This window comes from Sphingopyxis sp., from assembly GCF_016793825.1.
GTDB lineage: Bacteria > Pseudomonadota > Alphaproteobacteria > Sphingomonadales > Sphingomonadaceae > Sphingopyxis.
Genome location: NZ_JAEULM010000044.1, coordinates 261,600 through 277,066 on the forward strand (window position 1 = coordinate 261,600; position 15,467 = coordinate 277,066).

The window sequence follows — 15,467 nt, forward strand, 5'->3', positions numbered from 1 at the left end:
TGGCGTCGGATAAGTTTCCGCTGCCTATTCGGTAATGATCTCCGCGAATTTCAGCGGATCGACGTTACCGCCCGACAGGGTGACGAGCGTCGCGTCGGTCAGCGCAACCTTTCCGGCCAGGACCGCCGCGAGCGCTGCGGCGCCGCCGGGCTCGATGACGAGGTGCAACCTCTCGAACGCCATTCGCATCGCGTCGCGAACCTCGCGGCGAGTCACCACGACCCCACGAACGCCCCGCGCCTGCAACACAGCAAAATTGATCGGCCAGGTTTCGGGAGTCTGAAGCGCATCGCATTCGGTCGGCCAGGCCATATCCTCGACCGACAGGATGCGCCCTGCGGCAAGGCTGCGCGTCACATCGTCCCACCCTTCGGGTTCTACCGCGATGATATCGGCATAAGGGCACGCGAGCGCGAGCCCCGCCGAAAGACCGCCCCCGCCGCAGCAGGCGATGATCCGGTCCGGTCCCGCGATACCCCGCGCGGCAAGCTGTGCCTGCGCTTCGATACCGGCGGTTCCCTGCCCTTCGATGATCCAGGGGTCTCCATAAGCATGGACCAGCGTCCCGCCGCGTTCGGCGATCAGCTTCGCCGCCACGGCATCGCGCGATTCGGTGACGCGGTCGTACAACACCACGTCGGCCCCCAGCGCGCGCGTCGCCGCCAGCTTCATCGCGGGCGCATTGCTGGGCATGACGATCGTCGCCCCGATGCCAAGCCGTTTCGCCGCCCAGGCGACGCCCTGCGCATGATTGCCACTGGAAACGCCAACGACCCCCGCGCTCGCCTGCTCAGGCGTCAGGTCGGTGAGCCGATGCCAGGCCCCGCGAATCTTGAAGGCGCCGACAGGCTGCAGGCATTCGGCCTTGCACCAGATGGTCCGGCCGTCGACTTCCAGCGGCAGCAACGGCGTTTGGGGCAACAATGCAGCGACTTTCGCTGCCGCGCGTTCGACACCGGCAAGCGTCGGCGCGCGGCCGGGATCGAGCAGGGCTTCGGGGCTTTGCTGTGTCATGGCTTCGTCCTATAGGGCGCGGCATAGATCACAAGCGCCATAAGGGGCGCGACAGGAGATTTTTCATGAGCAAGGTTCTGGTGATCGGCGCAGGCGGCGTCGGTTCGGTCGCGGTGCACAAGATGGCGATGAACGCCGACATCTTTCCGGACATCACCCTCGCCAGCCGTCGCAAGTTCAAATGCGATGCGATCGCCGAATCGGTGAAGGCGCGCACCGGCGTCACCATCAACACGACCGAAGTCGACGCCGACCATATCGACGCGACGGCCGCGCTCATCCGTCAGATCGGCGCGACGCATGTCGTGAACCTCGCGCTCCCCTATCAGGATCTCACGATCATGGAGGCCTGCCTGTCGACCGGTGCGCACTACCTCGATACCGCAAATTACGAACCGCGCGACGAGGCGAAGTTCGAATATCACTGGCAGTGGGCGTATCAGGACCGCTTTCAGCAGGCCGGACTGATGGCCTTGCTCGGTTCAGGCTTCGACCCCGGCGTGACCAGCGTCTTCACGACCTGGCTCAGAAAGCATCATTTCGACCGTATCGACACGCTCGACATCCTGGACTGCAACGGCGGCGATCACGGCCAGCATTTCGCGACCAACTTCAACCCCGAAATCAACATCCGCGAAGTGACCGCGGTCGCGCGTCACTGGGAAAACGGCGACTGGGTCGAAACCCCGCCGATGTCGGTGAAACAGCAGTTCGATTTCGAAGCCGTCGGCCCGAAGACGATGTACCTCATGTATCATGAGGAGATCGAAAGCCTGAAGACCCATCTTCCAGAGATCAACCGCATCCGTTTCTGGATGACCTTCGGCGAAGCCTATATCACGCACCTCACCGTCCTCCAGAATGTCGGCATGACGCGGATCGACCCGGTGATCTATGAAGGGCAGGAGATTATCCCGCTCCAGTTCCTGAAGGCCGTGCTTCCCGAACCGTCGAGCCTGGGCGAAACCACGAAGGGCAAGACCAACATCGGCGTCATCGCGACAGGTCTCGGCAAGGATGGCCGGGAAAAGACGCTCTACCTCTACAATATCTGCGACCATGAAGAGGCCTATGCCGAAACAGGCAACCAGGCCGTCAGTTACACCACAGGCGTTCCGGCGATGATCGGCGCCGCGATGATGGTTACCGGCACCTGGGCCGGCGACGGGGTGTTCAACATGGAACAGATGGATCCCGACCCCTTCATGGACATGCTGAACAGGCACGGCCTCCCCTGGCAGGTGAAGGAACTGGACGGCCCGCTCGATTTCTGATTGCTGCGCAGGGCCGGCGCAAGTCGGCCCCCTCGCTGCAAAGGACATTCGATGACCGCTTATCTCGCGCCGATCGGCCTGCTGTTCGTGTCGAACATCTTCATGACATTCGCATGGTACGGCCAACTCGGTGACATGTCGCGGCCGATCTGGCTTGCAGTGCTGATCGCGTGGGGGATCGCTTTCTTCGAATATTGCCTTGTTATCCCCGCCAACCGCATCGGTTACGGCGTCTACAGCGCCGCCGAACTCAAGACCCTGCAGGAAGTGATCACGCTGATCATATTCGCCGGGTTCGCGGTCTTCTGGCTCGGCGAGAAGTTGACCGTGAACCATCTCGTTGGGTTCGGCTTGATCGCGGCGGGTGCCTTCTTCATCTTCAAGGGACCGATTGCGGCCTGAAGCGGCGCCCGCTAGCCTGCGGTCGGCAGGAGGACGAGCATGGGCGATGGCAGCAAGATCTCTCGGCGCGCTTTCGGCGCCGGCGCGGCGGGACTGGCGGCGCTGGGCGCGACGCGGGCATCTGCGAAGCCGGCGAAGCCAAAGACCATCGCAACCGGAAAGCCCTTCATCCTGACAACATGGGAATTCGGCCCGGGCGCCAACGCGATCGGCTGGCCGATGCTTGCCTCGGGCGCCTCGGCGATCGACGCGGTGGAGACGGCGATCAACCACGTCGAACTGCTCGGCGATTATTGGGTCGGCGCCGGCGGCGTGCCGAACGAGGTCGGCGAAACAACGCTCGATGCGATGATCATGTGGGGCCCGACGCACGATGCGGGCGCGGTCGGCTGCCTCAAGCGCGTCAAACGGGCAATCTCGGTCGCGCGCAAGGTGATGGAGGAAACCCAGCACAGCCTGATCGTTGGCGACGATGCAACGCGCTTTGCGGCGCGCATGGGGTTTACCGAGACATCGTTGACCAGTGTGGTGTCGCAGCAGGCCTGGGACAAGTGGGCCGCCACAGGTGCCAAGACCACTGCCTTCGATCCCGAACCGATCGCCAGCGCCGACAAGCTCGTCGGCCACGACACGGTCGGGAGCATTGCGCTGGATGCAGCGGGCAATCTTTGCGTCGGCTGTTCGACCAACGGTCGCGAGTTCAAGATCCCGGGGCGCGTCGGCGATTCGCCCATCATCGGGGCCGGTGCCTATTGCGATCAGGCGGTGGGCGCCGCGGTGGCGACCGGCAATGGCGACGTGATGATGCGTTTTCTGCCGACCTATCACGTCGTCGAGCTGATGCGCGGCGGGATGGAGCCGCAGGCGGCCGCAGAGGCGACAATCCAACGGATCGTGGATGCCGGCTACCAGATCGATGGCGGGATCGCCGTCATCCGCCGTGACGGCGTGCACGGTGGAGCCAAGACGGGGTGGGCTGACACGCCCTTCAGCTATTCGGTGCAAACAGCCACGGGGAACGTCACCGTCCCAGTGTCTTGAAAAGCGTGGCGCGCCTCCGCAATTAGGGCCGACGAAGCCAACCCGCTTTCATCCGTCACCGAATAACTCTAGAGGCGCGCCCCATGGAAACCAGAGCCGGCGATCCCGGAGCCTTTGCCCGCTTCGACCTGACCCGCGTCCCCTCGCCCGCGTTCGTCATCGACGCGGCAAAGGTGCGCGCCAACCTGTCGGTGCTGCGACATATCGGCGATGCTTCGGGCGCACGCGTTCTGGCGGCGCTCAAGGCCTTTTCGATGTGGTCGCTGGGACCGACGGTCGCTTCCTATCTCGACGGGGTCTGCGCGTCCGGGCTGTACGAAGCAAGGCTGGGACGCGAGGAATATACAGGGCCCGCCGGCGACCGCGAAGTCGCCACCTATTGCGCCGGTTACAAGGAGGCCGACCTTCCCGAGATTGCTCGCCTGTCGGACCATCTGATCTTCAATTCGCCCGGCCAGATCGCGCGCTTCCGGCCGCTACTGGACGACCTGCGCACCCAGGGTGTGCAGTTCGACGTCGGGCTGCGCATCAACCCGATGCACAGCGAAGGAGAGGTGCCGAAGTACGACCCCGCCGCGCCGTGCAGCCGGCTGGGCTTTCCGATCAGCCAGCTTCTTCCCGAACATATGGAAGGCGTCGATGGCGTGCATATGCACAGCCTGTGCGAACAGGATTTCCCGCCGCTCGAACGCACCTGGTTGGCGGTGCAACCGATGCTGCGCCCCTTCTTCGCCCAGCTCAAATGGATCAACTTCGGCGGCGGGCACCATGTGACCCGCGCGGACTACCAGATCGACGATCTGATCGCGTTTCTGAAGCAGGTGCGGGCCGCGACGAATTGTGACGTGATGATCGAACCGGGCGAAGCGATCGCGCTCGACGCCGGCATCCTCGTCGGCGAAGTACTCGACCTCTTCGACAATGGCATGCCGATCGGGATCACCGACATCTCCGCAACCTGCCATATGCCCGACGTGATCGAAGCGCCCTATCGCCCGGCGATGCTGGACGAAGGCAGCGACGGCATGGTGACGCGCCTCGGCGGTCCGTCGTGCCTCGCCGGCGACGTGATCGGCGACTATCGGCTGCCCGGAGGCGCCCGCATCGGCCAGCGCTTCGCCTTCCTCGACCAGGCGCATTATTCGATGGTGAAGACCAATAGCTTCAACGGCGTGCCGTTGCCGTCCATCTGGCTGTGGGACAGCGAAACCGACGAATTGAGGCTGATCCGCGAATTCGGATATGAAGATTTCAAGACGCGGCTGAGCTAAGGGCAGGACCCATTTGTCCTGCGCCGACCCCGTCTCGGCGCGTCCATCGCATCGCTGTTACAAAATTGCGCTATAGGGTCTTTACAGGGGGGACCCCCGCCCATATATCGCCCTCCGCTGCCCCAGGGGGACTTCCAATAACCGCAAGGCAGCCTTTGTGTTGAACGTTATTTTTGGGGGTCCCTTGAGTTGCACCAGCATCATAGCGCCCACGGGCTGATTCAGGCACTTTCGCCGGTCGAACCTGTTACGCTTGTCCGTCCGCACGCTGCGGCGCGCGCGGCGCGTTTCTTCATCGACCGGTTTCCCGGCACGACCATGTATGCGGTCAAGGCGAATCCGTCGCCTGACCTTCTGCGCGTGCTGTGGGATTCGGGCGTCACCCATTACGACGTCGCCTCGATCGCCGAGGTCCGGCTCGTGGCGCGGACGCTGCCGAAGGCGACGCTCTGCTTCATGCATCCGGTCAAGGCGGAGGAAGCCATTTCCGAAGCCTATTGGAAACATGGCGTCCGGACCTTCTCGCTCGACACCATGGAGGAGCTCGAAAAGATCGTCCGGGCGACCGAGAGCGCTGCCGATCTCAATCTGCTCGTGCGCCTGCGCGTTTCTTCGGACCATTCGAAGCTCAGCCTCGCCGCAAAGTTCGGCGCCGAGCCCGAGGAGGTCGCCGAATTGCTGATGGCAACCCGCCAGGCCGCCGACGCGCTCGGCATCTGCTTCCACGTCGGGAGCCAGGCGATGACGCCCCATGCGTACGCCCAGGCGATGGAACGTGTCCGCACGGCGATCGTCGCGGCGGCGGTGACCGTCGACATCGTCGATGTCGGCGGCGGCTTTCCCTCGACCTATCCGGGCATGGAACCTCCGCCGCTCGACGCCTATTTTGAAACGATCCACCGCAGCTTCGAAAGCCTGCCGATCAGCTATTCGGCTGAACTCTGGTGCGAACCGGGCCGCGCGTTGTCGGCGGAATACAGCTCGCTGATCGTTCGCGTCGAAAAACGTCGAGGCGACGAGCTGTACATCAACGACGGCGCATACGGCGCGCTGTTCGACGCGGCGCACGTCGGCTGGCGTTTTCCGGTGGCGCTGCTACGCGAGCCGCAGAGCGACGCCGAAATGGTGCCGTTCAGCTTCTATGGCCCGACATGCGACGATCTCGACCATATGAATGGCCCGTTCTTTCTGCCTGCGGACGTCAAGGCCGGCGATTTCATCGAGATTGGCCTGCTCGGCGCCTATGGCTGCGCGATGCGAACCAAATTCAACGGCTTCGGCGCGGAGGAAATCCACGTCGTCAGCGACGAGCCGATGGCGAGCCTTTATACCGGAGCCGCCGAACCCGAGCGCCGCAGCGCCACGGTGACCAAGCTCTTCTGAACGGCACGCATATCGAGACAAAGGGCTGGCGCAGCGATGCGACCAGCCCTTTTTCCTGCGCGAATATTGGAGCGATCCCACGAAGGACTTGGTTAATCCTTTCTTATCGCAACTCTGGCACACACGGCGCGCATCTGGGCGAGGGTGATTGTGCGGATTCCAAAGCTTGTGGGACAGGGCGGCCTGCGCGATATCCTTATCGCAGTGACGATTGTCGCGCTTGTCGCGCTGTCATGGTCGCTGGTGGCTGGTGGCGGCTCGAACGAACCGGGGCCGTTGCTAAAGCATTATCTCTACATTCTTGCATACAGTTACATCATTCTTGTGCTGCCGCCGGTTTCCGCTAGCAGGCGTCTCGCCTCGGCGATTTCTATCGTCGCCGGCCTCGCGCTGGCGGTATTCCTCGCCGCCGACCTGACGACGATGCGGTTCTTCGATTCGCCGTTTCTTGAGCTCTATCGCTACCTTCCGGTGACCGCCGGCAACGCCTCGATGGCGGCGCTTGCGGGATATGCCGCGTCCTATGTTCCCGTCACCGTGTGGCTGCTCGCGACCACCGCTGTCTTTGTCGGCATGGGACTCTCGCGGTGTCTCCGCGATCGCGGACGAGCCCGATTGACCATTCTCGCACTGTTGCCGCTATTCTATGTCGCGGCCTCGCTGGCGACCGCATCATCGGGCCCATCCGATCCGCGCATTGCCGCGCTGATCGACGAACCCCGAGCTCCGCTGCGCCATTTCGGCCGATCGGACCGGTCGGGTCATTTCACCTTGGCCGCCGCCCCGCGCGCCGAACCCAAGACGATCGTTTTCGTCATCATGGAGTCCACCGGTGCATCCACGCCCGCCAGCGACGGCAAACGGCTATTGAGCCAGAGCATCGCCGAGGAAAGCGGCGTGGACCGGTGGATCGATTTCGAAAATGCCGTAACGAACAGCAATGCCACGGACATCAGCGTGCCCTCCCTCCTGACCGGAAGCGGAGCGCATGAGCCCATCGCCAAGATCGAGGCGCTGCCGTTCGTCTCGCAATATGCGGCGGCTCGCGGATATCGAACCGCCTTCATCACCTCATCGACGATGCAATGGGCAGGGTTCGACGCGTTTTTCGGCGATGCGCAGATGGACGACATCATCACCGCGGAATATTCCCGCCTGCCGTTCGTCAACGACCTCGCCGTCGACGACCATTTCGTCTATCGCACCGCTGCCGAGGCCATCGAAAAAGCGGACGGCAAGCTGTTCCTGACGCTCTATCCGCAAGCGCTGCACTGGCCGTTCCAGACCGACAGCGCCTTCGGCGTGCCTTCTCATATCAAGGATCGGCGCGGGCGTGCCGCCTATATCGCCGAGCGCGGCTTCCGGCTGCTCTTCGACAGCCTTCGCAAAGCCGGACGACTGGATGACACGCTGATCATCATCGCGGGCGACCACGGCGAATTCGACTATGCATCGACGCTGAAAATGCCGCGTATGCGCATGGATACGTTCGACGAAGGCATACTTTCGCCGATCTTCCTCATCAAGGCCCCCGCCAGCCTTTCGGCTAGGGATTTCGGGACGCTGACGGACAATTCGGGCAAGCTGGTCGCCAATCTCGACATCGCGCCGACTCTGGCCGACCTTCTGGGCGGTCAGCTCAAGGAAGGTCTCGCTTACGATGGCCACAGTCTGTTGCGAGACATTCCCGATACCCGCGTCACCTATTCGACATCGACGAACGAATGGCGTCACTGGACCAAGGCTGCGATCGCCGTCGCGCGCGGCCGCGACCGGATGACATGCGACAAGACCGATCTTTGCCGTCTCAGCACCGCCACGGGGTCAAAGCTCACGGCCGGACGTGCCGCGACCCCCGACGACGAATTTTTCCGGCTGGCCTTGAGCAACCCCGTCCTGCGACAGGCGCTGGGGCAGGTTTACCGGGACTATTACCAATAGGTCAGCGCCGCAGCATCTTTTCACGATGGTCGATCATTTGCGCTTCCGTTTCACTTCGCAATCCTTCTATCTTCGCACGACGAGCGAGAGGAAGGGACGGGACTTGGATCTTGAAATCATGATCGCTTCGCGTGTGTTCGGCACATGACCTTGCTCTCCGGCATCCGGATCATCGACCTGACCACGGTCATCTTCGGCCCCTATGCAACGCAGATGCTTGCCGACCTGGGGGCGGAGGTGATCAAGGTCGAAACGCCCGGCATTGGTGACGTTTCGCGCTATCTCGGCACCGGCAATCCCGACCCGACGATGGGATCGATCCATCTGACCGTCAATCGCGGCAAGCGATCGATCGCGCTCGATCTCAAGAAGCCCGAGGATGCCGCTATCCTCCGCGAATTGATCGCGACCGGCGACGTCTTCTTCCACAATATCCGTGGCAAGGCGATGGCGCGGCTCGGTTTCGACTATGCAAGCTGCAAGGCACTGAAGCCCGATATCATCTATGTCCACGGCACCGGCTTCGGCCAGGACGGCCCCTATGCCGACCTGCAGGCCTATGACGATGTGATCCAGGCCGCGAGCGGGACGACAAGCCTGCTTCCGCGTGCGGACGGGAATCCCCGGCCGCGCTACTTTCCGTCGCTGATCGCCGACAAGGTTGCCGGTCATTTCGGAGCGCAGGCGATCCTGGCTGCACTCGTTCACAAGCTCCGCACCGGCGAAGGACAAGAGGTCGCCGTGCCGATGTTCGAATGCTTCACGGCCTTCATGCTGACCGAACATCTGCGCGACGCGACGCTCGACCCCGCGATCGGGCCGGCCGGCTATCCGCGGCAGCTCGATCCGGCACGCCAACCCTTCCCCAGTGCCGATGGTTATCTCGCCATCGTCCCCTACACCCCCGAGTCGACCGCGCGCCTGCTGGGCTTGCTTGGCAGCGAAGAGCTGCTGCTTTCCCCCGAGTATGAGGCGGCCAAGGCCGAAGGCCGGCATATGTCCCTGATATATGCCGAGATCGCGCGTAAGACTCCGGCAAAAACCAGTGCCGAATGGCTCGCAATTTTTGCTGCGAACGACATTCCCGCCATGGTCGCGCGCGACCTGGAGGATATCCGGGACGACCCGCACCTGACCGCCACCGGCTTCTTCCGCCGCCGCGAGCATCCTGATGTCGCTGGATACGTCGAGATGCGCCCCCCGGTAAGATACGGTGCTGCCACAGAAGGCGATCTTGGCTTTGCACCCCGGATCGACGGCGACGGCGCCGCAATCCGCGCTGAACTGGCTGCCCGGCGCAATTGAACGTCGCCGATTGCATTGCCGACAAACTGCCCTAGCATGATCGCAAATAATAAAGGGGAGCGATATGTCGAACAGTTTGCTTGCGCCCGGCGCAATCCTCGTCCTGTGGACGCTTGTCATGCTGATCTGGACTGGGGTGACGCGCTTCAGGGCGCTTGCAAAGGCCGGTATCGACCTCAAGGAGGCGCCTCCCGGCGGGCGCGGGGTCAATCTGGAGACCATTCTTCCGCCCGAAACCAATTGGAAATCGCATAATTATACGCACCTGCTGGAACAGCCGACGATCTTCTATGCCGTTATTGTTTTTCTCCAGCTTTCAGGCGGCAGCACCGATCTGACGCGCGGTCTCGCCTGGGCTTACGTCGTGCTGCGCATCGTCCACAGTCTTTGGCAGTCGACGGTCAATCGCATTCCGGTGCGCTTCGCGATCTTTTCGCTCGCGACATTGTGCCTGCTGGCGCTGTCGCTGCTGGCCGTCATCGCGACTTTGGGTTGAGGGGTTAGTTGAGGAATTAAGGGAGGGAGAGAGAAAATGGAAACGAATGCGATATTGGGGCCCGTCGCAACACTTGCGCTATGGTCGATGGTGATGTGGATCTGGATGTACGCGACACGTATCCCGGCGATGCAGCGTGCAAAGATCGACGCGAAAAATCTCGTCGGGACGACGGGACGCGGCCTCGACGAAGTCCTGCCCGCCGAAGTTCAGTGGAAGGCCCACAACTATAACCACCTTATGGAACAACCGACGGTCTTCTACGCCGTCGCACTGGCGCTCGCCGTCGGCGGCATGGGTGGCGGGCTTAACGCGCAGCTTGCTTGGGCCTATGTCGGGCTACGCATCCTGCACAGCCTGATCCAGGCCACCGTGAACCGCGTGATGTGGCGTTTCGCTGTCTTCGCGCTCGCGAGCCTCGCGCTCATCGCGCTGTGCCTGCACGCCTTCATCGGCTTCGTGCTGCACTGATCAGCGACTGAACCGCGCGGCCAGTTCCACATGGGTAGACCAGCGGAACTGGCCGACCGGCTGTACCCAATCCAGCCGATAGCCGCCCGCGACAAGGATTTTCGCATCGCGCGCAAAGCTGGCGGGATTGCAGCTCACATATGCAATGGCCGGCACGTTCGATGCCGCGATCTGCTTGACCTGCTCCTCGGCACCGGCGCGCGGCGGATCGAGGATCACAGCGCCAAAGCGGTCGAGTTCGGTCGGCACCAGCGGCCGGCGAAACAGATCCCGATGTTCCGTCGCGACCAATGCCCGCGCGCGGTTGGCCGCCGCCATCAGCGCCGCGATCGCGTCGCGCGCGCCCTCGGCGGCATAAACTTTTCGTCCCGCCTGCACCGACAAGGCAAAGGTGCCGACACCGGCGAACAGATCGGCGACCGCCGGGGCTTCGCCGATCGCGCGACGCACGGCTTCGACAAGCGTCGCCTGCCCGGTGGCCGTCGCTTGCAGAAAGGCGAACGGGGGAAGCTCGACCGAGATTCCGCCAAAGCATATCGTCGGCGGCTCCGGTTGCCACATGGTCTCAAGCCCGTCGCCCTGGTCGATAGCGAGGCGCGCAAGCGCGTGGTCGCCCGCGAAATCCTGCAAGGCCATCGCGGCGTCCAGCCCTTCGGCCTTCACGCCTTCCAGAATCACTTCGATGCCCTGATCCAGCATCTGAAGCTTGATCTTCACCGGACGGCGCTGCGGCGCGATCATATCGAGCAGGGAGCGGATGGGCGCGACGAGCGCGAACAGGTCGGGCAGCAGCAGCGGACACATCCGCATATCGACGATCTGGTTGCTCTGCGCCGCGTTGAACCCCAGCGCGACCTGCCTGCCGATCTTCAGCGCCGTCAGCGTCGCACGGCGGCGACTCTGCGGCGGTGAAAGCAACGCGGGAAGAACCTCTCCCCCGGCCAGTTCCTGCCCTTCCAACGCGCCGGCCACCCTGTCGCGAACGAAATCGGCCAGCGCGCCTTCGGCGACATGCTGTAACTGACAACCGCCGCATTTGCCGAAATGTCGGCAGACGGGTTCCGAGCGGTTGGGGCCGGGAATGAGAATTCCGTCCGCGCGCACGCGGTCGCCCGGAACGCCGCCCGCCACATAACGACCATCGCCGGTCACGCCGTCACCGCGCGCGGCGATGCGCTCGATCAGCGCGGCTTCCGTCATTTCATTCCCTAACCAGATCGTCGGCGACAAGGCCGGGGCCTATATGCGCGGCGCGCGCAATATGCCAGCCCACGGCAGCAACAGCAGCATCGAAAGGGTCGCCGCCCTGTGCGAGCATCGCACCGCACGCTCCGGCCAGCACGTCGCCCGTCCCCGCCGTCGCAAGGCAGGGCGACCCCGGCCAGGCCGCGACGACGCGGCCATCGGGCGCGGCAATCACGGTATCGGCGCCCTTGTATATCAGGATCGCGCCGGCATCGCTCGCGGCGGCGCGCGCGCGATCGATCTTGTTGCCGGAAAGGTTGGGAAAGGCCCGGACAAACTCCCCCTCGTGCGGCGTCAGGATCGCCGGCGCCGCGCCACGAAGCGTCCGCAAGCGCGGCAAGGCGGCGTCGATCGCGGCGGCATCGAGCACGACCGGCTTTTCTGCCGCCAGTGCCGCCGCGACATCGCGGGCGAGCGCGTCAGCGGCCGGATAGCCCGGCCCGATGACCACAGCGCCGAGCCGCCTATCCGCCAGTCGCGCGGCATAGTTCGCATCCGCCTCGGAAATGATCGCCAGAAACGGCCCCGCGCCTCCGCCGCTCAGCACGACATAGCCGGCCCCGGCGCGAAGCCCCGCCCCCGCCGCCAGGCCAGCCGCGCCGGGCATCGGCCCAGCCCTGACCAGCATCATCCCGCGATTGAACTTGTGCGACAGCGCGCCCGGCCGCGAGGCGGTCGCCACGGGCAGGCTCCGCAGCGTCCTGTCCGCTCGGATACCGATGCCGGCGATGATCAGTCGACCGCAATGTTGCGCCGCCGGAAGCAGGACATGCGCGGGCTTCAGCGCACCCAGCGCGACCGTGACATCGGCGCGTAGCGGCGGCGCCCACGGGTGATGGCCGTCGGCATCCACACCGCTTGGTACATCGACGGCCAGAACGCGCCGGTCGGCCAATCTGCCGAGCCGCTGCACCAGGTCATCAGCCAGCGGCCGCGTCAGCCCGACTCCGAACAGCGCGTCGACGATGACCGGCGCCGGCTGCAAGGCCGCATCGATCGCCTCGACTGCCCCGCTCCATGTCGCGCACGCCGCCTTCGCCAACATCGTCGTGGGAGGTCCAAGAGCGGCCACGCGAACCGCCGCGCCGCGATCCTTCAGCTGGCGCGCCGCGACATAGCCATCGCCGCCATTATTGCCCGGCCCGCACAGGACCAGAATCGGTGCACCGGCCGCCATGCGCCATGCCGCATCCGCCACCGCCGCTCCCGCGCGGTCCATCAGTTCGCCAAGCGAAACGCCCGATGTCACGCAGGCCGCCTCGGCCGCACGCATCGCATCGCTGGTCAGGATCGGGGCATCGGCGGGAAAAGCCATGCCCAAAACCTAGCACGCCCGCTGCAAAAGTCGCGCTACTTCGTTCCGCCCGTATTCGCGGGCAAGCGGTAGCGGTCGCGCCCGATCGCGACCTCGATCTTACCGTCGTCGATAATCGTGACCGTAGCCGGCAGCGCTCCGTCGGCGGAGACCACCCCGCGCCCGTCGGTGGTGATCTGCAGCCGTCGATACCCGACATCCTGCTTGCCGACGATCAGGATCGTCCCGTCGGCGCCGCGCATTTCCTCGACGGTGCAGGTGCGATCGAACAGTTTCGCGCCTTCCAGCGCGCACTCGATCCGGCCGTCCTCCGCCGCGTCCTTCGATCCGCGCGCTTCGGCCTCGGCCAGCTTGCCGTTGTCAGGCCCGCCGCAGCCGGCGAGCACCAACGCTGTCCCCATCATCGCCGCCGCCCTGATCATCCCTTGCCCTTCAACTGCGACAGGTCGCGAACCGCGCCGCGCGCAGCGCTGGTCGTCATCGCGGCATAGGCCTGAAGCGCCACCGAAACCTTGCGCGGGCGCGCTTTTGCCGGCTGCCAGGCGGCGTCGCCTTTCGCTTCCATCGCCGCGCGGCGCCTTTCCAGTTCCGAATCGGCCAGCGCCAGCGTGATCGTGCGCGCCGGGATATCGATATTGATCAGGTCGCCATTCTCGACCAGCCCGATCGTACCGCCCTCCGCCGCTTCGGGCGAGACATGACCGATCGACAGGCCCGACGTCCCGCCCGAAAAACGCCCGTCGGTAATCAGCGCGCACGCCGCTCCCAGCCCTTTCGATTTGAGGTAGCTTGTCGGATAGAGCATTTCCTGCATTCCCGGCCCGCCCTTCGGCCCTTCGTAACGGATGACCACCACGTCGCCCGCCTCGACCTGTCCGGTCAGGATGCCCGCCACCGCCGCGTCCTGGCTTTCATAAACCTTGGCCGGTCCCGAAAATTTCAGAATGCTATCATCGACACCAGCCGTCTTCACGATGCAGCCATCGAGCGCGATGTTGCCCGACAGGACCGCAAGCCCTCCATCCTTGCTGAAGGCATGGTCGGCGGAACGGATTACTCCGCCCTCGCGGTCGAGGTCGAGCGAATCCCATCGCCGGTCCTGGCTGAACGCCGTCTGCGTCGGAACGCCGCCCGGCGCCGCCAGAAAGAATGTCTGCACGGCAGGATCGTTGGTCCGCGCGATGTCCCATTTGTTGAGCGCATCGCCCAGCGTCGCGCTGTGCACGGTCGGCAGGTGCGCGTGAAGCAGTCCCGCGCGCTCCAGTTCGCCGAGGATCGCCATGATCCCGCCCGCGCGGTGAACGTCTTCCATATGGACATCGCTCTTCGCCGGAGCGACCTTCGACAGACACGGCACGCGGCGCGACAGCCGGTCGATGTCGGCCATGGTAAAATCGACCCCGGCTTCATGGGCGGCGGCGAGCAGGTGCAGCACCGTATTCGTCGATCCGCCCATCGCGATATCGAGGCTCATCGCATTCTCGAACGCCTCGAAGGTCGCGATGTTGCGCGGCAGGACGCTGTCGTCGCCCTCCTCATAATGACGACGGCACATTTCGACGACGATCCGACCCGCCCGCAGGAACAACTCCTTGCGGTCGGCGTGGGTCGCCAGCGTCGATCCATTGCCGGGCAACGACAGGCCGAGCGCTTCGGTCAGGCAGTTCATCGAATTGGCGGTGAACATGCCCGAACAGGATCCGCACGTCGGACAGGCCGATCGCTCGATCGCGGTCACTTCCTCGTCGCTGTATTTTTCGTCGGCGGCGGCGACCATCGCGTCCACCAGGTCGAGCGCGACTTCCTTGCCCTTCAGTACGACCTTGCCCGCTTCCATCGGTCCACCCGATACGAAGACGACCGGAATGTTGATGCGCAGCGCCGCCATCAGCATGCCCGGGGTAATCTTGTCGCAGTTGGAGATGCAAACCATCGCGTCGGCACAATGCGCGTTGACCATATATTCGACGCTGTCCGCGATCAGGTCGCGCGACGGCAGCGAATACAGCATGCCGTCATGCCCCATCGCGATTCCGTCATCGACCGCGATGGTATTGAATTCCTTGGCGACCCCGCCTGCGGCCTCGATCTCGCGCGCAACCATCTGGCCGAGGTCCTTCAGGTGAACATGACCGGGCACGAACTGGGTAAAGCTGTTGACGACCGCGATGATCGGCTTGCCGAAGTCACTGTCTTTCATCCCCGTCGCGCGCCAAAGCCCGCGCGCGCCCGCCATGTTGCGGCCATGAGTGGTGGTTCGCGAACGATATGAAGGCATTGAGAGCAATCCTGATAATTTTATTACAAAA

14 protein-coding genes are annotated in these 15,467 nt (G+C 64.0%); 9 read left to right on the forward strand and 5 right to left on the reverse strand.

Annotated elements, in window-relative coordinates:
• Positions 1-24 precede the first annotated feature (24 nt).
• Positions 25-1,014: a threonine/serine dehydratase gene (locus JNM03_RS14170; protein WP_294037535.1), complete on the reverse strand. Its 990-nt coding sequence runs from the start codon at positions 1,012-1,014 to the stop codon at positions 25-27.
• A 65-nt stretch (positions 1,015-1,079) separates the two neighbouring features.
• Here JNM03_RS14170 and JNM03_RS14175 point away from each other — a divergent pair, with 65 nt between their 5' ends.
• The 9 genes from JNM03_RS14175 to JNM03_RS14215 all read left to right on the forward strand — a co-directional run bounded on the left by JNM03_RS14175 (position 1,080) and on the right by JNM03_RS14215 (position 10,598).
• Complete coding sequence (locus JNM03_RS14175; protein ID WP_294037537.1) at positions 1,080-2,288, forward strand: saccharopine dehydrogenase family protein; 1,209 nt, start codon at positions 1,080-1,082, stop codon at positions 2,286-2,288.
• 51 nt (positions 2,289-2,339) lie between these two features.
• Positions 2,340-2,690, forward strand: a complete 351-nt coding sequence (locus tag JNM03_RS14180; RefSeq protein ID WP_294037539.1) for a DMT family protein — start codon at positions 2,340-2,342, stop codon at positions 2,688-2,690.
• Between the two features lie 39 nt (positions 2,691-2,729).
• Entirely contained in the window at positions 2,730-3,731 is a 1,002-nt protein-coding gene (locus JNM03_RS14185) for a N(4)-(beta-N-acetylglucosaminyl)-L-asparaginase (protein ID WP_294037541.1), read from the forward strand.
• 83 nt (positions 3,732-3,814) lie between these two features.
• A complete protein-coding gene (locus JNM03_RS14190; protein WP_294037542.1) occupies positions 3,815-5,002 on the forward strand; it encodes a carboxynorspermidine decarboxylase in 1,188 nt (395 codons plus the stop codon).
• A 189-nt stretch (positions 5,003-5,191) separates the two neighbouring features.
• A complete protein-coding gene (locus tag JNM03_RS14195; RefSeq protein WP_294037543.1) occupies positions 5,192-6,385 on the forward strand; it encodes a type III PLP-dependent enzyme in 1,194 nt (397 codons plus the stop codon).
• Between the two features lie 150 nt (positions 6,386-6,535).
• Entirely contained in the window at positions 6,536-8,326 is a 1,791-nt protein-coding gene (locus JNM03_RS14200; RefSeq protein ID WP_294037545.1) for a sulfatase-like hydrolase/transferase, read from the forward strand.
• 144 nt (positions 8,327-8,470) lie between these two features.
• Positions 8,471-9,631 carry a CaiB/BaiF CoA-transferase family protein gene (locus JNM03_RS14205; RefSeq protein ID WP_294037547.1) on the forward strand — a complete coding sequence of 387 codons (1,161 nt, stop codon included), beginning with the start codon at positions 8,471-8,473 and terminating at the stop codon, positions 9,629-9,631.
• A 64-nt stretch (positions 9,632-9,695) separates the two neighbouring features.
• Positions 9,696-10,127, forward strand: coding sequence for an MAPEG family protein (locus JNM03_RS14210; RefSeq protein ID WP_294037549.1), 432 nt, complete (start codon positions 9,696-9,698; stop codon positions 10,125-10,127).
• A gap of 36 nt (positions 10,128-10,163) precedes the next feature.
• Entirely contained in the window at positions 10,164-10,598 is a 435-nt protein-coding gene (locus JNM03_RS14215) for an MAPEG family protein (protein WP_294037551.1), read from the forward strand.
• Here JNM03_RS14215 and JNM03_RS14220 read toward each other — a convergent pair whose 3' ends face one another.
• The 4 genes from JNM03_RS14220 to ilvD are packed head-to-tail and all read right to left on the reverse strand — an operon-like array spanning position 10,599 to position 15,436.
• On the reverse strand, positions 10,599-11,798 hold the full coding sequence (locus JNM03_RS14220) for a class I SAM-dependent RNA methyltransferase (RefSeq protein ID WP_294037553.1): 1,200 nt from the start codon (positions 11,796-11,798) through the stop codon (positions 10,599-10,601). It abuts the gene before it with no gap.
• A gap of 1 nt (position 11,799) precedes the next feature.
• Positions 11,800-13,158 (reverse strand): NAD(P)H-hydrate epimerase, encoded by a 1,359-nt coding sequence (locus JNM03_RS14225; RefSeq protein ID WP_294037555.1) that lies wholly within the window; start codon positions 13,156-13,158, stop codon positions 11,800-11,802.
• A gap of 35 nt (positions 13,159-13,193) precedes the next feature.
• Complete coding sequence (locus JNM03_RS14230) at positions 13,194-13,562, reverse strand: hypothetical protein (RefSeq protein WP_294037557.1); 369 nt, start codon at positions 13,560-13,562, stop codon at positions 13,194-13,196.
• 14 nt (positions 13,563-13,576) lie between these two features.
• Positions 13,577-15,436: a dihydroxy-acid dehydratase gene (gene ilvD, locus JNM03_RS14235; protein WP_294037558.1), complete on the reverse strand. Its 1,860-nt coding sequence runs from the start codon at positions 15,434-15,436 to the stop codon at positions 13,577-13,579.
• Positions 15,437-15,467 lie beyond the last annotated feature (31 nt).